The 22,128-nt window shown below is 54.1% G+C and carries 22 protein-coding genes; 13 read left to right on the plus strand and 9 right to left on the minus strand.

Features of this window, described 5'->3' with window-relative positions:
* From JE47_RS0114020 to JE47_RS0114055, 8 genes are all read left to right on the plus strand, one after another.
* Positions 1 to 1,375: SdrD B-like domain-containing protein (locus tag JE47_RS0114020; RefSeq protein ID WP_031460361.1), on the plus strand; the 1,375-nt coding region annotated here is incomplete at its 5' end.
* A gap of 509 nt (positions 1,376 to 1,884) precedes the next feature.
* Positions 1,885 to 2,310: a hypothetical protein gene (locus JE47_RS0114025; RefSeq protein WP_031460362.1), complete on the plus strand. Its 426-nt coding sequence runs from the start codon at positions 1,885 to 1,887 to the stop codon at positions 2,308 to 2,310.
* Between the two features lie 425 nt (positions 2,311 to 2,735).
* Positions 2,736 to 4,229, plus strand: a complete 1,494-nt coding sequence (locus tag JE47_RS0114030) for a response regulator (protein WP_031460363.1) — start codon at positions 2,736 to 2,738, stop codon at positions 4,227 to 4,229.
* Between the two features lie 154 nt (positions 4,230 to 4,383).
* Positions 4,384 to 5,235 carry a dTDP-4-dehydrorhamnose reductase gene (gene rfbD / locus JE47_RS0114035; RefSeq protein ID WP_031460364.1) on the plus strand — a complete coding sequence of 284 codons (852 nt, stop codon included), beginning with the start codon at positions 4,384 to 4,386 and terminating at the stop codon, positions 5,233 to 5,235.
* Positions 5,232 to 6,170, plus strand: coding sequence for a glycosyltransferase family 2 protein (locus JE47_RS0114040; protein ID WP_031460365.1), 939 nt, complete (start codon positions 5,232 to 5,234; stop codon positions 6,168 to 6,170). The genes rfbD and JE47_RS0114040 overlap by 4 nt, the downstream gene beginning before the upstream one ends.
* A gap of 24 nt (positions 6,171 to 6,194) precedes the next feature.
* Positions 6,195 to 6,977, plus strand: coding sequence for a dolichyl-phosphate beta-glucosyltransferase (locus JE47_RS0114045; protein ID WP_031460366.1), 783 nt, complete (start codon positions 6,195 to 6,197; stop codon positions 6,975 to 6,977).
* Positions 6,974 to 7,261 carry a YhbY family RNA-binding protein gene (locus JE47_RS0114050; RefSeq protein WP_031460367.1) on the plus strand — a complete coding sequence of 96 codons (288 nt, stop codon included), beginning with the start codon at positions 6,974 to 6,976 and terminating at the stop codon, positions 7,259 to 7,261. Before JE47_RS0114045 ends, JE47_RS0114050 begins: the two co-directional genes overlap by 4 nt.
* The gene (locus tag JE47_RS0114055) at positions 7,258 to 7,638 is read left to right on the plus strand and encodes a hypothetical protein (RefSeq protein WP_031460368.1); all 381 of its coding nucleotides are present in this window, start codon (positions 7,258 to 7,260) and stop codon (positions 7,636 to 7,638) included. The genes JE47_RS0114050 and JE47_RS0114055 overlap by 4 nt, the downstream gene beginning before the upstream one ends.
* On the opposite strand, the gene JE47_RS0114060 is transcribed toward JE47_RS0114055, so the two are convergent.
* Entirely contained in the window at positions 7,601 to 8,056 is a 456-nt protein-coding gene (locus JE47_RS0114060) for a hypothetical protein (protein ID WP_031460369.1), read from the minus strand. The genes JE47_RS0114055 and JE47_RS0114060 overlap by 38 nt on opposite strands.
* A gap of 391 nt (positions 8,057 to 8,447) precedes the next feature.
* Here JE47_RS0114060 and JE47_RS0114065 point away from each other — a divergent pair, with 391 nt between their 5' ends.
* From JE47_RS0114065 to JE47_RS0114075, 3 genes are all read left to right on the plus strand, one after another.
* Positions 8,448 to 8,936 carry a flavin reductase family protein gene (locus tag JE47_RS0114065; protein ID WP_031460370.1) on the plus strand — a complete coding sequence of 163 codons (489 nt, stop codon included), beginning with the start codon at positions 8,448 to 8,450 and terminating at the stop codon, positions 8,934 to 8,936.
* A 217-nt stretch (positions 8,937 to 9,153) separates the two neighbouring features.
* On the plus strand, positions 9,154 to 13,206 hold the full coding sequence (locus JE47_RS0114070; protein WP_031460371.1) for a response regulator: 4,053 nt from the start codon (positions 9,154 to 9,156) through the stop codon (positions 13,204 to 13,206).
* 141 nt (positions 13,207 to 13,347) lie between these two features.
* Complete coding sequence (locus JE47_RS0114075; RefSeq protein ID WP_031460372.1) at positions 13,348 to 13,953, plus strand: hypothetical protein; 606 nt, start codon at positions 13,348 to 13,350, stop codon at positions 13,951 to 13,953.
* 475 nt (positions 13,954 to 14,428) lie between these two features.
* On the opposite strand, the gene JE47_RS0114080 is transcribed toward JE47_RS0114075, so the two are convergent.
* From JE47_RS0114080 to JE47_RS0114110, 7 genes are all read right to left on the minus strand, one after another.
* Positions 14,429 to 14,884, minus strand: coding sequence for a hypothetical protein (locus JE47_RS0114080; protein ID WP_031460373.1), 456 nt, complete (start codon positions 14,882 to 14,884; stop codon positions 14,429 to 14,431).
* Positions 14,885 to 14,887: 3 nt separating this feature from the next.
* The gene (locus tag JE47_RS0114085) at positions 14,888 to 15,562 is read right to left on the minus strand and encodes an RNA polymerase sigma factor (RefSeq protein WP_031460374.1); all 675 of its coding nucleotides are present in this window, start codon (positions 15,560 to 15,562) and stop codon (positions 14,888 to 14,890) included.
* 377 nt (positions 15,563 to 15,939) lie between these two features.
* Positions 15,940 to 17,280 (minus strand): RNA-guided endonuclease InsQ/TnpB family protein, encoded by a 1,341-nt coding sequence (locus JE47_RS0114090; RefSeq protein WP_031460375.1) that lies wholly within the window; start codon positions 17,278 to 17,280, stop codon positions 15,940 to 15,942.
* A gap of 18 nt (positions 17,281 to 17,298) precedes the next feature.
* Positions 17,299 to 17,922: an IS607 family transposase gene (locus tag JE47_RS0114095; RefSeq protein ID WP_031460376.1), complete on the minus strand. Its 624-nt coding sequence runs from the start codon at positions 17,920 to 17,922 to the stop codon at positions 17,299 to 17,301.
* Between the two features lie 160 nt (positions 17,923 to 18,082).
* Positions 18,083 to 18,295 (minus strand): membrane protein insertion efficiency factor YidD, encoded by a 213-nt coding sequence (gene yidD, locus JE47_RS0114100; RefSeq protein WP_031460377.1) that lies wholly within the window; start codon positions 18,293 to 18,295, stop codon positions 18,083 to 18,085.
* Positions 18,296 to 18,299: 4 nt separating this feature from the next.
* The gene (locus JE47_RS0114105) at positions 18,300 to 18,938 is read right to left on the minus strand and encodes a 4-vinyl reductase (protein ID WP_028457115.1); all 639 of its coding nucleotides are present in this window, start codon (positions 18,936 to 18,938) and stop codon (positions 18,300 to 18,302) included.
* Positions 18,939 to 19,017: 79 nt separating this feature from the next.
* Positions 19,018 to 19,527 carry a MogA/MoaB family molybdenum cofactor biosynthesis protein gene (locus JE47_RS0114110; RefSeq protein WP_031460378.1) on the minus strand — a complete coding sequence of 170 codons (510 nt, stop codon included), beginning with the start codon at positions 19,525 to 19,527 and terminating at the stop codon, positions 19,018 to 19,020.
* A 418-nt stretch (positions 19,528 to 19,945) separates the two neighbouring features.
* On the opposite strand from JE47_RS0114110, the gene JE47_RS0114115 reads away from it, so the two are divergent.
* Positions 19,946 to 20,338, plus strand: coding sequence for a metal-sulfur cluster assembly factor (locus JE47_RS0114115; protein ID WP_031460379.1), 393 nt, complete (start codon positions 19,946 to 19,948; stop codon positions 20,336 to 20,338).
* Entirely contained in the window at positions 20,335 to 21,339 is a 1,005-nt protein-coding gene (locus JE47_RS0114120; RefSeq protein ID WP_031460380.1) for an amidohydrolase family protein, read from the plus strand. Before JE47_RS0114115 ends, JE47_RS0114120 begins: the two co-directional genes overlap by 4 nt.
* A gap of 217 nt (positions 21,340 to 21,556) precedes the next feature.
* Here JE47_RS0114120 and aroQ read toward each other — a convergent pair whose 3' ends face one another.
* A complete protein-coding gene (aroQ, locus tag JE47_RS0114125; protein ID WP_031460381.1) occupies positions 21,557 to 22,003 on the minus strand; it encodes a type II 3-dehydroquinate dehydratase in 447 nt (148 codons plus the stop codon).
* Positions 22,004 to 22,128: the final 125 nt, after the last annotated feature.

Genomic DNA, 22,128 nt, shown 5'->3' on the forward strand with positions numbered 1-22,128 from the left:
AGATCGAGACGGCGACGGTATCCAGGATGATGACGAGCCGGGAATTGTAGGAGTTACGCTGCGGTTAATCGGTACCGACATTGATGGGAATAGCATTGACACCAGTGCTGTTACAAACAACGATGGCCGCTACCGCTTCACCAACCTGGCGCCGGGTACGTACACGGTGACGGTGATCGCGCCAGCAGGGTATGTCTTTACCGCAGCCAATCAGGGCAGTGATGATACCGTTGATTCGGATGCCGATCCGAATACAGGTGTTATGACCGCGACGGTGCTCGAATCCGGCGAAGTTGATCTGAGCTGGGACGCGGGTCTCTACCGCCCGGCCAGCATCGGCGACTTTGTCTGGGAGGATACCAACGGCAACGGCGTGCAGGATGCTGGTGAGTTGGGGATGGCGAACGTCACGGTGCAGTTGAGTGGTACAACTGGCGCTGGTGTGGTCGTGAGCCGGACAGACGTGACTGACGGCAATGGCCTCTACCGCTTCGACGATCTGGAGCCGGGTACGTACACGGTGACGGTGGTCGCGCCAGCAGGGTATGTCTTCACGGCAGTTCATCGGGGGAACGACGAACTCGACTCCGACTCCGATTCAACCGGTGTTATGAGTGCTGCGGTGCTCGAGTCCGGCGAAGTGGACCTGACTTGGGATGCGGGTCTCTACCGCCCGGCCAGCATTGGCAACCGGGTCTGGCATGACATCAATGCGAATGGTATTGCCGACCCAGAAGAACAGGGTGTCAGTGGAATCACCGTCAGTCTCTACCGGTCTGATGGAACGCTGGTGGATACAAGAATAACCGATAGTAGCGGTTCCTACCTGTTCACAAACTTGCCGCCGGGCGAGTACTACCTCACATTCACGATACCGAATGGGTGGGTATTCAGTGCCCCCGGTCAGGGCGGTGATGAAAATCGTGATAGCGATGTCGATCCGAATACGCAGCAGACAGCCATCTTCACGCTCGGGTACGGTCAGACCGATACAAGCTGGTGGGCGGGTATCCATCAACCGGCGCCGCCAACCGCCATCACGCTGCTCAGCTTCACTGCCGAGCGCCAGGGAAGTGGTGTGCTGCTGCGCTGGGTGACCGGTAGCGAACGTGACACAGTTGGCTTCCTGTTGCTGCGGAGCAGTAGCGGTAACCGTGCCGATGCCAGGCCCATCGTCACTGTACCGATCCCGGCTCAAGGCAGTGCGGGTAGTGGGGCCAGCTACCAGTGGTTTGACCGCACGGCGCAGGCGGGTGTCAGCTACCACTACTGGTTGGTTGAGATTGAAGCTGATGGTGATCAAAATGAGTTCAGTATCATCAGCCCGGCAGTGCAATTTACCTATCGGGTACTGGTGCCGATCATTCAGCGCTAGGGCGCTGCCGCCCGATCATTGCGGGCAACAGGATTAGCTCTGCCAAATCAGTGAGACAGGAGGGGCAAAGAGACGTTCGCCCCTCCTGTTTACGTTTCTGCCACCTTTACGGATGGTATCTCCGTTCCTCCCTACCCGGCAGAGGAGACTGAGGAGAGCGCAGCAGTGAGGCACGATAGAAGGCGCGGGTTCCCAAACCATCGCAAGCTTAGCCTTGCGTGCCGGTTTGGGAAGGTAAGGAACCTGCCCAACAACGCTGATCAGCCCTATTGCGTTTTTCAGACAATTTTTTGATTTAAAAGCAAAAAGACATGACAAAAACGGCCAAATATGCTATAATAGGCAAATAAAAGCAAACCTTCAGATATTCATCTCTCTTTCGTCGCGGATGGTAGGATCAATCGACTGAACCATCGAGCGATGCCTTATCGGTAAACAGTGCTGTGGTTTTTCGTACTGATGGAACCGCTGCCTACAGCATCGCCGGTCGTTCGCGCAGGAGTTGCGCTATGTATATTCGTTGGGTTGTGCGCAAACACAAAAATACTGAGATTGCCAATACCAATTTTTACGACGCCTATCTCGTCGAGAGCTACCGTGATGAGCGTGGTCAACCACGGCAACGCACTGTTGCCTATCTCGGCAATATTCGTCAGATCAATGGCGATTTTCCAACTATCGAGCGTGAGCTGTTTCTACTGCGCGCCGACCGCATTCTCGAATCGTTGCCTGATTTGACCGAGGATGATCGGCAGGAGATACGGGAGGCATTGCGGCGGAAGATACCACCGCTCAGTCGTGATGAGGTGATTCGAGCATTTACGGCCAATCTGGCCTGGTATCGGCAGTGGTGGGAGCAGAATGGTTATTCGTTAAGTGATGATGAGTTGTTAAGCATCATCCAGGCTACACGGGCGGGATTGGGGCCGGTCTGAAAGTGTCTGGATGCTTTTCTGTAGATTGCTGTCTGCTAACCGCACGTTCTCTCATCTTGGGGGAGGAAGGGTGCTAAAGCGAAAACGAGTGAGCTTCCCCGTCTCCCTCCAGGTGCACGGCAACCCATCGGTTGGCACCTTACCCCCTGCAAGCGCACAGGTGGCTTCCACATCCATTGTGCGCTAACGTATTGTCACGATTGATCTGTCGTGCGGTGATAGCGCGAGAAGCGGATAAGCGCTACGGATATGTCAGTCAACTCCGTTGTCTCACCGCTCTTTCCCTCTGTCCTCTCCCCATTCCAGAGCGTAAGATACTTTCCCTTTAAACAACAACATGGTCTGTTTTGATCCGACAAAAGCCTCCCTTCAAAACGAACAATCTTGTCATGCTAACCGTAATGACTCTGTGGTACGATATAACCATGGAACAAAATACGATCTTGATCGTTGACGACGATGAGCTGATGCGCTCACTGCTCGTCGAAATTATTACCCCTTTCAACCTCCGCCTGCTTACTGCTCAGCGCGGCAAGCAGGCGCTACAGCTTGCTCAGCAATACCTGCCTGACCTGATTTTGCTCGACGTAATGATGCCAGACATGGATGGCTTCGAGGTGTGTCGGCGGCTGCGCGACGATCCGATGCTGGCTCAGATACCGATTGTGATGATCACGGGCCTGCATGATCGTGAGGCAAAGATCCGCGGATTTGAATCTGGCGCCGATGAATTCATTACCAAGCCATTTGATCCAGGTGAGTTACAGGCGCGCATTAACACTGTCTTACGCCTAAACCGGTACCGTCGATTGCTGCAAGAGCAAGCGCGAGTAAATGCCGAGCGAGCACGTTTTGAATGGGTGGTCGAGACATCCGATAACGCTTACGTGATTGTCGACCGGAATGACCGGATTCGTTATGCCAATCAACGTGCCCGCACGTACCTTGGTCTTGATGCGCATGATCAGCCTGTTCAGACACTACGAGAATTAGTGGCTCAGCGCTATCGCCTAGTTCCACCAGAATCCTGGGAGCGGTGGCCCGCTGCGATAGCGGAACCACGTTATCTCGTTCATCCAGAGACACTCCATAGCGCCGAGCAGTGGCTTCAGGTTGAAGCCACAATTATCCAGGCTACTGACGATCAGGTGGTGGTGACGCTCCGTGACGTAACACAACAAATTACTGCCCAACGTGATATGTGGACGTTTCACACCGCCATTTCGCATAAATTGCGAACCCCCCTAACGAGTATTATCAATGGTTTGACTATTCTTCACGATAATATCGAGCATATGGATCGTGCGATGGCACGTAACATTGCAGCGATTGCGCTGAGTAGTGCTCATCGTTTACAACATGCTATTGGCGATATTTTGCTTTATGCAAGTAGTCCTGGTGATATTCAGCAAATTGATCCATGTACTGTCTTCGATTTACCGATGATCGTTGCCGCTATCAATCAAGATCTGGCAATGCCAACGATCAGCCTCAAGATTGATCCGGCGCTTGACGCCCGTCGCTTACTCATTTCACGGCGTAGTTTAGAGATTGTTTTGCGCGAATTGTGTGAAAATGCCCGGAAGTTCCATCCTCAACAACATCCGGTCGTGACGTTACAGGTTGACGCCGATCTTGCCCAGCAGCAAGTTCGTCTGGTATTGTGTGACGATGGCGTGCATTTACCACCTGAACAATTGCAGAAGATATGGCAACCCTACTACCAGGCCGAACGTAATTTTACCGGTCAGGTCGAAGGAATGGGGCTGGGCCTGGCTCAGGTGGCGCGGATTATCTTGGCAGTAGGGGGAAGCTATCAGATGCGGAACCGTTCTGACCGGCCCGGTATTTGCGTTGAATTACGCATTCCGTTTGCTCATGACGAGGATTTCAAAGCGACATCCAACCGAAAAGGATGATCGCTCACAACTGTGGTTGTGGGTTGTCTGGTGTGCTCCGCAACACAGCCACTGAAAACTCTGAAACTCCCCCAGATTAATGAGATTGGTTGACGCAAATCGGCTCTTCTGCTACTCTGTGTAGCCGATTAAGCGGTACCTGAGGAGCCAAAACGTGCGGATTGCAATTACCGGAGCAAATGGACAATTAGGTCAGGCGCTTATCGCTACACTGGCCGATCAGCATGAGTTGATACCGTTAGGCCACGATCAGCTTGAGCTAACCGATCCGGCAACGGTCGATCATATTGCCGCTACCGGTGCCGATGTGGTGATTCACGCTGCTGCTTACACAAACGTTGATGGGTGTGCGCGGGATCCAATCCTGGCCTATCGGGTCAATGGCCTGGGAACGCGCTATGTAGCGCTTGGATGCCGGCGCATTCAGGCAACGATGGTCTATATCAGTACTAACGAGGTCTTTGCAGGTGATGGGCAGCGTCCGTATCTTGAAGACGATCCTACCCGACCGATTAATCCGTATGGACAAAGTAAACTGGCCGGTGAGCAGGTTGTGCGAACGCTAACCTCCCAACACTTCATTGTGCGGGTGGCATGGCTCTTCGGCGGTGAACGTAACTTTGTGCGTACCGTCCTGCGTCTGGCGAGTAATCCGCCAGCCCATGGCCTGCGTATGGTGGCCGATGAAATTGGTAGTCCAACGTATACCTATGATGTTGCGATTGGATTGGCTCGCCTGATCAAAACTGATTATTACGGGACGTACCATTTTGTCAACGACGGTATTTGCTCACGTTATGAGTTTGCCGCCGAGATTCTGCGTCAGGTTGGGATGAGTACACCGCTGCATCCGATCCGCTTACGCGATTTTCAGCGTGATAGTACGCCACCGCCGTACACTCCCCTTGCCAATCTGGCCGGAGCTGCGCTGGGCATCACCTTTCGACCGTGGCAAGAGGCACTTGCGGTGTATCTGGCGCGGCTGCGTAATGAATTGTCATCATGATCGATGTCATTATTCCCAACTACAACGGCAGTGCCTTTTTACCCGTCTGCCTCGATTCGTTACGTGCGCAGACACGGTGTGACTTTACGGTCACCGTTGTCGATGACGCCAGTACAGACGATTCGGTAGCGCTGATAAAGTCGCGCTACCCGGAAGTACAGGTCTTCCAACTGGATCAGAATCGCGGTTTTGCGGCAGCGGTCAATGCAGCATTAACAGCCACGCATCAGCCATTTGTTGCCCTGCTCAACAATGATACCGAGGCTGATCCACACTGGCTGGCGGCACTGATCGGCGCGCTCGAACGCTGGCCGCAATTTGCCTTTGCCGCATCTAAGTTACGGCTGTTTGATCGGCGCAATGTGCTGCATTCAGCCGGTGATTTTTATCGTCCGAATGGTGAACCGGGTAATCGTGGGGTTTGGGAAGAAGATCGCGGTCAATACGATGTGTACAGTGAGGTGTTTGGGCCGTGTGCCGGCGCCGCAGCCTACCGGCGCAGCGCGCTCGAACTGTTGGCTGAAGACGGACGGGTATTTGACGAAGAACTGGTGATGTACTGTGAAGATGTTGACTTGAATTTACGTGCCCGCCGGAAGGGATTGCGCACCATTTTCGTGCCGACGGCGGTTGTCTATCATCGTTTGAGTGCCAGTGGTGGTGGAGCACTGGCCAGTTACTATTGCGGGCGCAATTTCCCTCTGGTATGGGTTAAAAACATGCCGTCAGACTTGATGCGACGCTACTGGCCGGCGCTCATTGCTTCGCAATTGCGGTTTGCGCTGCATAGCCTGCGTCATATTCGCGAGCCGGCAGCTCGGGCGCGTTTGCGTGGTCAGTTGGCCGGGCTGCGCGCCTTACCTCACTTTTGGTCGCGGCGGGCACTTACCGCCGCAGAAACAGAGTTAATTGCCAAAGCACTCGATCTCGGGTAGCTGACAGTAGAGAGATAGTGATGAATGATGAGTGATCAACCATTTCTCTCGATAGTGATTCCGGCTTATAACGAAGAGCGCCGTTTACCGGAAACACTGACCGCCATTAAGACATTTCTTGCCAACGAGCCATACGAATCTGAGATCATCGTAGTTGATGATGGCAGTGAGGATCGCACAGCAGAGTTGGCAGAGTCATTTGGAGTCACGGTGATTCGCTGTGATCATCGCGGCAAAGGGTTTGCCGTGCGTACCGGTGCTTTAGCAGCGAGCGGCGCGATCATCTTGCTGTGTGATGCCGATCTGGCAACGCCAATTGAAGAATGGCCACGGCTGCGGGCCGCTATCGAAAGTGGTTATCCAATCGCCATTGGCTCGCGTGAAGGAGTAGGTGCATCACGTGAAGGTGAGCCGTGGTATCGTCATGTGATGGGTCGGGTCTTCAACTGGATCATCCGGTTAGTTGCATTGCGCGGCATTAATGACACGCAATGTGGTTTTAAGGCATTGCGACGCGAAGTCGCTCGTGATCTGTTTCAGCGGGTGCGAATCTACGGTGATGATGCCCCAGTATTGCGCGATGCGGCAGTTACTGCCTACGATGTGGAATTGCTCTTTCTGGCCCAGCGACGTGGCTACCCAATCAGCGAAATCCCGGTGCGATGGCGCTACGGTAGCGAAACGAAGGTTAATCCCTTGCGCGACTCGTGGCGGAATTTGCGTGATGTGTTGCGTGTTCGTATTAATGATTTGTGTGGGCGATATGATGTAACATCGGCCCCGATAGAGGAGGTTGCTCCACGATGACCCCTGCTCAGCGTGCTTATCTCCGCCGACTGGCCCATTCGTTGCCGGTAACGGTGATGGTTGGGAAGAATGGCCTTACTGAGGGTCTTTTGACCAAAATTGAACAGGAGCTGAATGCTCACGAGTTGATCAAGGTACGCTTTCTCGATTACAAAGATATGAAGCAATCGTTCACCGATACCATCGTCGCCGAGACAGGCGCCAATCTGGTTGCGATCATCGGTCATACCGCGATTCTCTACCGACAACACGCCGATCCTGCTCAAAGAAAGATACAGGTATGAGTGTAAAAGCCTTACAGCGTGGTTTCTGGCTTTCATTCTGGACGGTCGTAACCTGGATGACGGTGCGCGGGGCATTGATTCCGGCGCGGTTGCGTAATCTGCGGATAACCAGCCTGAGCGGGATCGGGCCGGTCTATGCGATGTTGAGTTGGGGGTATGGCCCCGGTAACCGACCGGTAAATGTAATTTTCGACGTACAGTTTGCCGATGGGGCGTATGGCAGCGTTACCGTTGATGGTGAGGCGTTAGAGGCTGAAGTGCCTCTCATTGGAAAGGCGCACAGCGGTGAGGCTTACACCATCACGGCAACGCTCGTCTACCGCATTCTGGGTCAAATTGTTACCCGCCAGATGCAGGTGTCTGCTCAGGTTGAGTAGCCTGACGTTCTAGTTCGGCAATCCGTGCGCGAACTTCAGCAGCCAATCGTTGAAGTTCACGATTGACGACGTATTGCCACTCGGCGGCTTCGTGATCTTCGAGGGCGCCACCTCCATATTTCAGCTCCATTGCCAGATGCCAGCCCCGGCGTTCGGCGAACTTCTCGATCTCGGCACAGCGACTTGGCGGCCAACGCCGACGAATAAACTGCCGGAAGGCGCGCTCCATACGCCCCGATCCATCAGGGTTCAACGAAGGCAACGAGAAGAATGGTTCCTGATCGCGTGGATCAGGGGCAGCAGCTTTGCTGAAGTAGAGGGTGCGTTGCGTGATCGAGTAGCGCCATTCACCGTCACCATGATAGTTGCCAGGATTGTTGGCGATGGCGCCGGTGAGCATGCGATCAGTGATGGTCATAGGTGCACCTGCTTAATCCAAGCTGAGCTTACGACAAGGTTCCGTCTCATACAGCATAGCACAGAGACTATTAAGCGACAACTGTTTTGCCAGCGGGGTTTTAACGTTTTCAGGTAGCCTGTCCGAACATTCGTCGTCACGGCACAACAAATCAAACCAGGCGATGGATGGTACGCGATGGGCGATTGGTCTGATACCGATGGATGCACCTGGGTGGGCAAGACGATACTTTACCCCACGAGTGATCCCCGATGGTGCCCCGTCTTGCTGGTAAGCGGGATGAAAGCGTTGAAAAGCCCTAAACGATGACAACATGCTTGCCCGCATGCTCTGAATTGACGTATACTGCTAATATGTAAGAAACATCTTTTGAAATTGACAGAGATGCGCCATGACGATTGATCCGCGTGAATATCGTGCTACGATAGGTCTGTTTGCCACCGGAGTAACAGTCATTACCGCTAACGATGGGATGCAGGTACGAGGGATGACTGCCAATTCCCTGACTTCTGTTTCACTTGATCCTCTGCTCTTACTGGTATGTATTGATCGCAAAGCTCGTATGGCAGGCGTGATCGCTGCTGCCTCGCATTTCGCGGTCAACATTCTACGTGTTGACCAAGAGGCAATTGCCCGTCATTTTGCCGGTCGGCCACAAGCCGATCTAGAGGTCACGATGACCGAGCTGGCCGGTGTACCAGTACTTCACGATAGTCTGGCTACCCTAGTTTGTGCGCGTGAACGGTTGCTCGATGGTGGTGATCATTGGATTGTTCTGGGGCGTGTCATTGCATTACGGCGAGCCGCAGAAGGTGATCCGCTGCTATACTTTGCCGGCGCGTATCGGCAGTTGGCCGAACTGTCGCCAACGCTGGCATAAACCGGTACAGCGTGGTACGATCTACTCTGGTAGAATGAAATAATCCCGATTGCTCGGGGCCATGCGACAGTGGGCGGGTTTGGTGACCGTTGCAGCCGATTCGGTGGCGAGTAATCTACCGGCGATCCTACCGCAATCTGCCCTCTTGAGGTGGTATGCTAACCGCATCGTAGCAACGGGGTACGCATATACACATCTCTCTACCGGAGTGCAGCTCATGATCCGTTTACCCCGATCTACCCTTATTGGTTTGGGTCTGGTGTACGCCATTGCGATATGGGTAAGCGCCCAACCGTTGCTGGCAGAGCGTGGCATTCCGTTTATGTGGGTCGCTGCTGGGGTCGCAATGGGTGGTGCATTGGTAGCTGGTACCCGATTTTTACCGATTATCCTGGTTGGGGCGTTTTTGGGGTATGCTGCCGTCTTCACACAATTGGGCCTCGACGGAACACGGGTGATAGTTATTGCAGTTGGCCTGGCACTGAGTGCTGTGGCTCAGGCATGGCTGGGAAGCTGGCTCGTGCATCGTTTCGTCAAACCTCTGCCTCCGCTGACTCTTTGGCGTAGCTTGTATAGCTGTGGTCTACTGGCATTAGCAATTCTGCCGACCTCATTTATTGCAGTTGTAATTCTGGTAGCTGTGCAGGTGCCAATGGTGGCTGGTGTGCCAACCACCCTCTGGCAATGGTGGCTGAATGTGATTGCTGGCGTATGGCTCATTGTACCATGGATCGTCGCCGGCATATCCTGGCAAGAGCAACGCACAGCCGATCTGTTGGTATGGCCGGTGATCAGTCTGCTCCTGGCATTGTTGCTGTTTTCGCTCCAACTATTCTGGCGCGATGCGTGGCAACAGTACGAACGACAATTGCAGACTGATACCACAGACGTGGTCAATTTGATCGACGACCGCCTTGCCCGTTATGAACAGGCGATCCGAAGCATACAGGGCCTCTTCGTCGCTTCCCAAGAGGTCGAACAGCACGAATTTAGTACATTCAGTCGCTCGCTCCTGATACAGTTCCCCGCTTTGCAATCGGTAGAATGGGCGCCTCATGTTACGCAAGCAGAGCGGTTGTCCTTTGAGCGTCAGATACGTGAAAATGGCATTTTTGATTTTGTTATTCGTGAACCGGGTGCTCCAGGCCCACCGGCTGCGGTGCGTGATGAATATTATCCGCTGACCTACGTTGAACCGTTTGCGCGGCGGCGGGTTGTGCTGGGGCTTGATATGGCTGTAGAGCCGATACATCGCAATACGATTGCGCAGGCTCGTGATAGCGGACGGGTCATGATGACAGCTCCGATCCGCCCGTATCTCACCGATGTTGTTACGCCAGCAGTGCTGTTGATTGCACCGGTGTACAGCTCTGATGTATTTCCACCAACTGTTGAAGTGCGTCAGGCACGGATACGAGGGATTATTATGATGCTGGTATCACCAGCCCGTTTGATCGAGCAAGCCTTGCAGCTAGTAGCGACACCTGATCTCGAGTTGTTATTGATTGACACCACCGACGCTTCCCTTCAACCGTTGGCATACCTGGCCGGAGGCGTCGTTCGTTCCCCAACGGTTATACCCGATCCGGAGACCTTTATCCGCGAGGCGGCCGTAGTTAGAACGATTAACCGATACGGTCGTTCCTGGCAGCTTGTCTTTCGACCTGGCCCTGGATACCCACGGCCATGGTTCAATTCCGATGCGATACAACGTTCGATCCTGGGCACTGCCACCGTTGTCGTTGTTTTCTTCTTCATTGCGTTGCGCCAAACGCACGAAGCGCGTCAGCGACGACTGATGCGTACCTATGCGTTGTTGAGTGCCATTAACCAGACGATCATCCGTGAACGTGAGCCACAACGCATCTTCGCCGCCGTGTGTCAGATCGCCGTTCAAGAAGGTCGATTTCGGATGGCGTGGATTGGCCGACCAGACCTTGTCGCCAAGCGAATCGAACCGGTAGCTGTGGCTGGTGAAGCAAGAGATTACCTCGTTCAGTTTGATTTCAAGATAACTGACGATAGCGCCTGTCCGACCGTGCAGGCATTTTTAAAGCGTCAGCCGGTGATCATCAACGAGCTGGCGATGAACCAACTGGCAGCACCCTGGCGTGACATCGCCATGCAGATTGGGTATCGCTCATCAGCGAGCTTTCCGTTGCTGGTCAATGATGAGGTTTATGCTACATTGAACTTCTACGCCGATCAGGTAGGTTTTTTTGATACCGACGAACTACGTTTGCTCAACGAATTAGCGCAGGACATTGCTTTCGCGATTGTAGTTGGTCAACAAGAAGCACAATTGCGGGCAAGCGAACAACGTAACCATCTGATTGTAAGTGCACTCCCCGATCTTGTGTTGCGGTTGCGTAACGATGGCCTCATCATTGATGTGGCAGCACCACACGCTATGTTTATGCCTGTTGTACTGGGAGACCTTCTCAATCACCCAATTGATCAGGTCTTTCCACCTGCAATTGGTGCGCAGTATCGGTCAGCGTTGCACACCGCTTTTACAACAGGTGAATTACAGACGCTGGAGTATCGATTGCCGGTTGCCGATCGCGAGTGTTTTTTCGAGGCTCGGATCAAAGCAGAACCATCGAGCAGGGAAGCAATTGCGATTATTCGTGATATAACCGACTGGCGTGTGACAGAGCAGGAATTGCAGAACGAACGCGATCTTCTGGCACAGCGGGTTGCTGAGCGTACAGCCGAGTTGCGGTTGGCAAATACCGAACTTTCCCGTGCGGCGCGAGCTAAAGATGAATTTCTGGCCAATATGAGCCACGAGTTGCGCACGCCGCTGAACTCGATTCTGGCTCTCAGTGAAAGTCTCTTGGAAGAGCTGTACGGCCCGTTAAGTGAACGACAGCGAGCAGCAATCCACACGCTTGAAGCAAGCGGTCGGCATTTGCTGACCCTGATCAACGATGTCCTCGATCTGGCGAAGATTGAAGCCGGACGCATGGATGTGGTAAAGGAAGTTGTCGCTGCGAGTGATGTGTGTGAGGCGAGCTTAGCCTTGATCAAAGAGCAGGCGAACAAGAAGCAGATTCAACTCTCGTTACATCTTGAAGATCGTCAGGCTCGTTTTCTCGCCGATCCACGACGACTCAAACAGATTCTGGTGAACCTGTTGAGCAATGCGGTGAAGTTTACTCCGGCTGGTGGTGCGGTGACCTTGCAGGTGACGACCGACGTTACCCAGGGAACGATCAGCTTTGCGGTGAGTGATACCGGAATTGGGATTGCGCCTGAACAACTGTCGCGGCTCTTTCAGCCGTTTGTGCAGCTTGATAGTGGGTTGCGGCGCCAGCATGAAGGAACCGGTCTGGGCCTGGTGTTGGTACGACGGCTGACCGAACTGCACGGTGGTCGCGTTGCAGTCGAAAGTACGCCGAGTGTCGGTAGCACATTTACGGTCATTCTGCCCTATCAACCGGTCTTGCATGCCGATACGTCCTCCCATCCCGATAGTGCAGCGCCGATGCAGTTAGCGCTCGTGATCGAAGATTCGGTGACGACTGCTGATCAGTTGGCTCGTTATCTGGAAGAATTGCAGATTCAACCGGTCTTGGTCACGTATGGTAACGAAGCTGTTGCACGGGCAAAAGATCTGCGTCCTGATCTGATCTTGCTTGATCTGCAAATACCCGATCGGTCAGGCTGGGAGATACTGGCTGACCTGAAACGTGATCCCGAACTGGCTCCGATCCCGGTTGTTATTGTGTCGGTCGTTGATGAGCCGGAACGTGGATTGGCTGCTGGTGCCGCAGCGTATCTGGTAAAACCGATCAATCGTGCTATGCTCCGGAGAACGTTGCGGCAGCTTTCAGAACTGAAGACGGATACATCGGTCAGCGATCATACCAATCAGCGCGCGACTGTTGCCCGCATCTTATTGGCTGAAGATAACGAAACCAATCGGATGATATTGAGCGACTATCTGATCGCCCATGGGTACGAACTGCGTGTGGCTCGTACCGGGTACGAAGTGCTGGCACTTGTCACAGAATGGCATCCTGACCTGATCATCATGGACATACAAATACCTGAGATCGACGGGCTTGAGGTCATCAAACGGCTACGCGCCGATCAGCGGTTTGCCCAGACGCCAATCATTGCCGTGACGGCGCTGGCGATGCCGGGTGATCGTGAACGCTGTCTCGTGGCTGGTGCAACTGACTATCTCGCTAAACCGATCCGCTTACGGCAGTTGGTAGCACGAATTGAGCAGCTTCTGACCCATTCTCAGCATGCTCGCTAATTCGATACGCGATGGTATAGACGGCGTGCTACAATAAGACATAACTAATGAGATCGGTGTTCCTTCTCTGCCCCCATTGTCACGATGATGACCGATCTCTTCATTCCGGCAATCAGCACGCTTCCACCAGAGGATCGCCTTATGTTTGCACGGATCGCACTCAGTCTATTACTCGGTTTTATTTGCGGCACGACCGGTCTTGTCTTTATGCCTGATCTGGCCCGTGTGATAGGGCCGATAGTCTGTGTTGGTGATCTGCAACCAGATCGAAGTGACGGTGTGCTGGCCTTTCGCTGCCGTACCGTGAATGGTGACGAGCAGCGGCTACATCTTGGGCAAATGTTGCCTTATGCCATTATCAGCACATCGTTGCTGCTGGTACCGTCAGTACATACAGCACTGAAACGTTTTGAGCGGCGGCGCGTTATCATTCAACAAGCCATGGAACGTGATCTGGCAACATCGGTACCGGTACGCGCCGAGTTACTAAAAGTCACGATGGTCGGTTCGTATAAGCGTGCTATCTTGATGCGAGCGGTAGAGGTAGAATTGACGTTGTGGGTCTATCCGCCGGCGAATCGACCCTACGAAGCACGAGTGATCTGGTTGGTTGAAGAGGCTGGTCTCACCCACCTGCGACGCGGCGCAATGCTGAATGTGCGTATCAATCCGCTCCGGCCACAGCGCGTCTACCCGGCAGAAGAATGGGCCAGTTATCTCTGGAACGAAGCGGTGCCGGTGGTATGACACGGTTCGACGCGCTGCACTGCTCGCAGCGATAGAAGAGCGCAGCAGGGCTGCGCGCTTGCCGACCCACTGCATCTGCGGGCCGGAGGCCCGCGCACCCAGGTGGAGAGAAGAGCGAAGCAGCGCTGCGCTCGTGCCGACATCGTCTTGATTCTGGCCTTAGCGGGTGATCAGAAACCCAGATTTCTTATTGGGAACATACTGTACCCGTGCAGTCATTGCGTGAGGGGGTGCTACCATGCTTTCGCGCCGTCCCCCCCTTCCTCGATTGGAGTGTTTAGATCGTTTGTGTTTCCAACGGTTGTGTTTCGTGCCAACATACTTTCGCGCCGTCCCCCCTTCCTCGCCCGCAGCGCGGGAGAGGAAGGGGGGCAGGGGGGGAAGGTGAGGGGGCGTTAGCCGTGCTCTACAGCACCGGCGCTGAACTCGATGCTACCCGTTTCCGTCGCGTCTCGGTACATCTTCGGCCAGGCTCTTAGCTGCGTCGTACCTGAAATTCAGCCTGCCAGTTATCGAGAATGATCCACAGCACCAGGGCCAGTAACAACCAGTGTAATTGCGTGCGGATCAGGGCAATCAGGCTCGTCAGTTCACGAGCGAATGGCATAGTCTCGTATAGGGTCTGAAGCAGGCGCGCTGGTAATGCTTCAAGCTGCGTGACGAACTGAACTGCTCCTAACTGGAACCAGACAAGCTGATACAGGTATGAAACACCAAGCATTGATGCCAGGGTTAGCGCGGCGATAAGTGCAATAGCGAGATAAAGACGCCAGCGCGGCAGTGGTGGGTTCTCGGCGATTGCAACCGGCACTGTACCGGGCACCAGTTGCAGCAAACGGTTGGTTAATTCGGGTGGGGCTTCCCAACGCAGCTCGTGACGCAACGCCGCATCGAGCAGTTCTTCTGGTGGTGTAGACAATGGTGTACTCATTTGTCACCTCCTTCCCCACCCCGGCAACAGGCGTAATGGTGTGATCTGGAGCATTTGCTCGTCGGGAGTTTTGCGTACCGCTTGCTCAACAACACGAGTTGCCGGTGGTTCGGTTGTACGGAGCAATTCGGCCAGTCGTTCTTTCCCCCGCCGAATATGACTCTTGACTGTGTTGAGGGGGAGATCAAGGATTTCGGCGATGTCCGTGTATTTCAAATCTTCAAAATAATACAAGGTCAAGACAAGGCGGTAGTGCGGTTCTAATTGTTCGAGTGCCCGTCGCACTTCGATCCGTAACTGACTCAGGTCGAGCGACTGTGCAGGGTCAATCAGTCGGTCATTATCGGCGATAGTTTGCAGAGCATCGAGTTCTTCATCGTCGGTTGCCGGTGGCACAATGGCAACCTGGCGTCCACGTCGGCGTAATTCATCACGGCACAAATTAATGACCAGTCGGTACAGCCATGTGGTAAAGCGGCTCTCACCGTTGTACTGCGGAAGTGTCCGAAAAAGACGGATAAATGCTTCCTGCGTCAAATCGGCGGCATCATCGGCATTTTTGAGCACGCTCATGGCAATGCTGTAGACGTAATGCTGCTGACTGATAATCAGTTCGGTGAGTGCTTGTTGATCACCCTGTTGGGCGCGCACAATCGTCTCACGAGATGGTTCAGCCACTGTTTCTTACTCCCGCGATGCCTTTCCGGGCATCACACTTGTGCTGCGATCGGCGAACAGCAGACTGGCTGATCATATAGACGATAGCGCAGTGATAAAAGTTGCACGAATCAGATTATGAGATGAAATTCTTGCCAGTGGTTTGGCTGGCAACAATCATCACAGTCGGTATGGGAAGATCGGGATAACAGCCTGCTTGCCGTGGGAAGGTAAGGGTAGAGTTCCCATCTGTAACGGCGTGTAAAGATGTTCCTATACCCGCACTAATGTGAGCAGAACCCGAATGATGAGATAGCCGTGCAATACCTGCAATCTCTTCATGCACAGGTAGAATCATTGTCCTACCCGCTCTCTGCGGATCACTCCACCGTCTGCTATCAAGAAAGTGCGCAAAGGTGCGCACGGTTCTCTTCCTGCCCCGACGTGTCTTGATGACCACCGTCGTCTCTGACAAGCGTGACTTTCCCGGCTGCGGCGGGGACGGTCCCCGCTGCAGCGCCGCCATTACTGGTCGGACTCGCCACGGGTAGGGCAGTTTCGGTTGCCAGCCGTTTCAGGTTCCGCGCCGCATTGAGGTCACGGTCATGGTGCGCGCCACATTGCGCACACACCCATGTTCGATCGCTCAACGTCAGCGCCTCGTTCTTCCAGCCGCAGATGGAACAGAGTCGGCTACTTGGATACCAACGATCGGCGATGATGAGATGAGTGCCGTAGCGTTTCGCCTTGTATTCCAACTGCGAGCGGAACACACCAAAGCCAACGTCAGAGATGGCGCGAGCGAGCCTCTCGTTCGCGAGCATCCCTTTGACGTTTACATCCTCGATCACTAGCGCTTGGTTTTCGCAGCAGAGTCGAGTCGTGAGCTTATGAGTAAAGTCCGCTCGGAGATTGGCAAGGCGGGCGTAGAGCCTTGCCAATGTTGCAGCGGACTTCTGCCGGTTGTTCGAGACCGGCAGGCGCGTTCCTTTGGGCAGGCAGGCATGGCGTCCAAACCCCGCCATCTCTTTGGCGGCTTGCAGCTTGCGGCTGAGACGCCGACTGCGAATCTTGAGGCGACGCAGCGCTGCGTTGAGCGGCTTTGGCGCTTCGATGGCTTCGCCGTTGGAGATCGTTGCGGCAGCCTTGATGCCCAGGTCGATGCCATTGACCTCATGGGAGGTGCGACGCCGATAGAATTGCACATCAGGCACTTCGACCTGTATTGCCACAAACCAACGATCCGCCGTGCGCGAGACCGTCGCGCCCAGTATCTTTCCTTGGAATCGCAGTTCCTCGGTCATGGCGACGTCGCCGATCTTGGGTAGGCGGATCGTCTTGCCGTCCAGACGGAACTTGTCGTTGGCTACGTAAAAGCTGTCGCGGCAGCGCCCTTTTTTCTTGAAGCGCGGTGCGTGCGCCTCTTTGCCAGCCTTGAGGTCGGTGAAGAATCTTTCCCAGGCTTTGGCGAGATAGGCAAACGGCTGGGCGTGTGCGTCCCGGTGAATGTCTCGCAACCAAGGCCGTCCGTTTTCGTCGAGCCACTGTGGGTCGGTGTACTTGATGGCGTTGAACTGCTTTTTGAGCGCCATTGCGTTTGGCTTGCCGCCTGCTGCGTATTGTTTGTTCCATTCATTGAGCGCCCAGTTCCAGACGCGCCGGGCCGTGCCGCAGGCGCGCTTGAAGTAATCCACCTGCTCAGGAGTCGGACAAAGGGCGATCTTGTGGGTTAGTTGCATCGTTTGGCCTTCTTGGCATTACTCATGACTCGCATCCTGTTTCAGCGCTTCGTCCAACTTCTTTCGATAGTTTCTCAAACCGTATAGCTGAGACGAAAAACAACGCACGATGGTCATCACGTCTTGCACCATTTCCTGTTTGGGAGACAGCCGTTCCTGGGTGAGCACCAGCACTGCGCAGCCATGGGTTTTGGCGTCATGTTCGAACCACTCAACGCCGAAACGGGTGAGGCGGTCCCGGTGCGCGAGGATCAGCATCTTGACTTCCCGTCGCCCGATCGCGTCCATACGGGCCAGAAACCGCTTGCGCTTGAAGTTCAGCCCGCTGCCTATTTCCTCGATACACTCGACCCCCGCCAATCCCTTTGCCGCCACGACCTCTTCCAGCACGTTGCGCTGATTCGCCAGGTCCGTCCTCTGCGCTGCGCTCGTCACCCGACAGTAGGCAACCAGCTTTGTTGGTGCATGGTTCGTCTGGCGCAAACCGATGACCTCACGGATCTGCGTCTCAGGGGAGAGACGGCGGTTGCTGTCCGTTCGGGCCACCGGAATCAGCCTTCCTTCGCGCTCCCAACGCTGCAACGTCTTGACCGAGACACCAAGGAGTGTTGCGGCTTTCCCTGTGCGCATGGTGTTTTCCATGAGCACCAATCTACACTATCGCGTACTAGAAGTCAAGCTAGAGTCCGGCTCCGCACGAAAGCGCCGCCATATCAAATCCGAACCAGGGCGGGTAGTGCAATGCTAGCCGAGAATTGTTTTGCCGTCAACCGATACAGGGACGCACGATCAGGCGTCCCTGCTACGGTACCGGATCGTAGCCGCCACGGGCAAAGGGATGGCAACGTGCGATCCGCTTAATTGTCATCCAGCCACCACGCAGCGCTCCATACTTCTTGATTGCTTCATAGCCATAGTGTGAGCAGGTTGGTGTATAAATACAGCTCGGTGGCGTCCATGGCGAGATGGCGACCTGATAGAAGCGAATCAACTTCAGGAGTAGCCAGCGTAGCACAGCTTTACTCCAGCGGGTCCTTCCCAATAGCGAAGGCGCATGACGAGCAATTTCCTTGACCGATGCACGACAACTGCTCAACCGCAAAGCGTCGACCACCACTAACCCATGCGGTCGCCTCCTCGAGGATTCCGCGGGCAATATAGAAGACGGGGCCGGGTTCTGGACGGGTAATACAGTTCGAGCAACGGGTGATATGGTACACAAAGCGCCCGCGCTCTTCTTCAACGTGGCTCGACTGGTCGGAGAAACGATCAAACGTCTGGGCAGTGGCGTTCAGTACGATCTTAAGTTTCATGGTGATCGGCATTAATTTTAATGCCAGGTCAGCCATGCCAAGCAACGGCCCGAACTCCTTCAGACCAAGCGAGAAAGCCACTCGTCCGGCTCGCAACTCAAGACCGCGTGCTCCGCGCGGTCCGTACATCGTACCAAGGGCCACCGAATATTTCGAGATGGCCTCGAAGGGGAACTCACGCTTAAGGTCATTCGGCGGATAGGCATCGATGTACTGTTGCAGATCGGCAAGCCGGAGCAAGGCCTTCACGCCGTTCTGACCCATGACTTCCTCCAGCGACAGGAAGCAGAGTCGGCCGATCTTATTAGGATAGTACAGGCCGCGGAAGGCTTCTACTGACGTCATGGGTTCTCTGGCTCCTTCTCACAGCTACGAAGAGAACAACTCTTTACGACAACATACATACTATAACAGAAAATCGCAATTAGCGCACAGTTTCCCAGACCAGATGCGCCAGTTCGGGCAAGATGAGGCGGTCGATTCCAAGCCGCACAGCGTTTGGCGAGCCGGGCAGACAAAAAATCAAGGTTCCACCCATGATACCGGCTGTTGCTCGCGACAGCATTGCTGCTGGCCCGATCTCGGCGAACGAGAGCATGCGGAAGATTTCACCGAAACCAGGTAAACGCTTTTCGAGCAAGGCATCAATCGCTTCAAAGGTGCTATCTCGGCGGGAAATGCCGGTACCGCCGTTCGTAATGATGACTTTACACCCTTCAGCGGCAAACCGTCGTACCATTTCGACGATTTGGGCCGGCTCATCTCGCACCACGGCATATTGTACCACATTATGGCCGGCTTGCGTCAACGCTGTGCGAATGTATTGCCCGCTTTCGTCGGTGGCTTCGCTACGGCTATCGCTGATTGTCAATACCGCACAAGGGATTGCTGTGGTCTGAGTTGCGGCAAGGCGGCGATGTTCCTGATGACTCATACGCTGTTTCCTTGCTGTTTGCTGAACTCATTCTATCCTACCACATGTCTGGGTGAGATGTCCAACTCAAGAACGTCGATTGAGCAGCGCCAATAGGAAAGCGGGGGAAGGGACAGGTATGGGTTCCTTCTTCCTTCCTCTTCTGGCTGAGAGCGGAAGGGGCCGGGAAGAAGGTGAGGCGGCGTGGCGTGTGCGGTTTGGGTTGTGTCCGCCAAAGGTTGTCTGTCCCGTATCGAAGAGAGGAGATAGATATTGCACCGTTATCTTGCAATTGACTTGCAATTCATAACAGATATGTGATATATTCTTATCAGATATTATCCGCTTCTGCTTTCATCTTCGCAATGTAGCGCATCGCTCCCTCATCTCTCGCCGACAGATACGCGAGAGCTTTTTGTTATTCCGCCAGGAGGAGACAATGAGTACGACAACGAATGTCGGCATCAGTCAAGAGGACGTTATGGCCGTGCTCCGGCGATGCTACGACCCTTGCTGTAAGGAGCGGCAGGTAAGTGTCGTTGACATGGGATTGATTGAACGGGTGAAGGTGGATGGCAGCCAGGTAGCGATTGACATGATTCTCACGACGGGCTGGTGTCCGTTTGCTGTGCATCTGTTGCAAATGATGGAAGAGGAGGTGAAAGCGTTACCCGGTATTGAGCAGGTGCAGGTCAATATTACCTGGGATACCCCATGGTCACCAGAACGAATGTCAGCACTGGCACGTGAACGGTTACGGTTACCTCTTGAGCAGTTGCTACCATTGCGTGAGGCACGGCTACGGGCGACTCAAAAGGAGGGAGCGCAATGATTGACGATGCGTTTGTCTTCGACGGCGTATGTCATGTGTTCAATTTCGACAAATCGAATGCGTTTGGAAAGCCTGGTGAGATGTTTATCGAGCATTTATATGCCTTTCATCAGGTTCTCAACGCTCCTGGCGAAAAGACGTTGAGCCGTGAGGAATACATGCGTGAGTGGCATGTCGATGAGATTGCCCGCATGGTTTTCGATGAAAGCCCTACCGATATGATCGTGGCGCAGCCCTTGCCATTAACCGATCTGTTTAAGGATGGGCTATCGAGCTGGGAACGTTGTGCCGAGATGGCGCGCCGCTATCCTGAGCGGACTATCTTTTGGGGGTCGGTGAACCCGCTAGAGGGTAAAAAGGCGCTCGATTTGATGGAAGTCCAGGTGAAAGAATACGGTGCGCGCGGATTTAAACTCTACAATGTGCGCTACGATTACGGCCAACCGTTCCCCTGGCGGATGGACGATCCACGGGTTGCGTTTCCCATTTTCGAGAAAGCACTTGAACTGGGTGTGAATATTATCGGCGTGCATAAGGGGGTGCCACTTGGCCCGCAGCCGGTTGAGCATACCCAGGCGTGGGATATGGACGGTGCGGCAGCCAATTTCCCTGAGATCAATTTCATCATCTTTCACGTCGGTCTACCCTTTATCGATGAAATCTGCTGGCAACTGGTACGCTATCCTAACCTCTATGCCTCAATCGCGGCTACGGTCAATTTTGTAGTGCGTTCACCACGAGTCTTTGCTGAGACGATGGCGAAGTTGCTCTTCTGGTGTGGCGAGGATAAGATTATTTACGGTGGTGAGACACCAATCTGGCATCCGCGTGGTGCGCTGAAGGCGTTCTGGGAGTTTGAGTTGCCGGAAGATATTGTGCAGGGGTACGGCTGTGGTCAATTAACAAAGGAGGCGAAGAAGAAGATCCTCGGTCTGAATCTCGCCCGCTTGCACGGTATTGATGTAGAAGATAAGAAGCGGAGTCTCGGTATCGCTGCTTGATACGAGAAAGGAGTGGTGTACTAAACAGTACATGTGCATGTCCGACAGAAGTTCTCTGACTTGCGTGGGCCAACTTCTGTCCAGTATCCTGTGGTGAGCGATCAGACCGCAGGGCAGGTCGTATCAGGGTGCGGCACCGCCGCGCCCTTTCATCTTTAGTAAAGAACTCTACTGCTTCCTTTAGTCCCCGTCCTGACCGATGTGGTGGCGGGTGCCGTCAGCTAGCGGGAGTGCGTTCGGCTAATAACCACTCTAATGCCAACAGATAGCCACGCCATCCCAGGCCGGTAATCTGACCACGGGCGATAGGTGCGATCACCGAGGTATGACGAAATGCCTCGCGCTGGTAAACGTTTGATAAATGAACTTCGATAATTGGTGCTGATACCATGGCCAGTGCATCACGGAGCGAGAGGCCGTAGTGGGTGAGCGCACCTGGGTTGATGATAATCCCTGCTGCTTCCCAGCCGTGTGTTTGTACCGCCTCTACCAGTTCACCCTCGTGGTTTGACTGAATACAGATGATGTGGACACCTGCTGCCTCGCCACGCCGTCGGAGAGCAGTATTAATGTCGGCAAGTGTCGTTGTTCCGTAGATATGCGGTTCACGGCGGCCTAACATATTGAGGTTGGGGCCGTGGAGAACGAGAATGGTGGTTGTCATAACTTTCTGTCTCGTGTTCAGATGATCTTGTGATTGAATGGTCTGCATACTAGTCTCTGATTTTCTCTAGACTGTCTTTCCACGATAGAGGTATTGTACCTGAGAAATGATTGCAGTGAGTCTAC

It is taken from the genome of Chloroflexus sp. MS-G (assembly GCF_000735195.1).
Taxonomy (GTDB): Bacteria; Chloroflexota; Chloroflexia; order Chloroflexales; family Chloroflexaceae; genus Chloroflexus.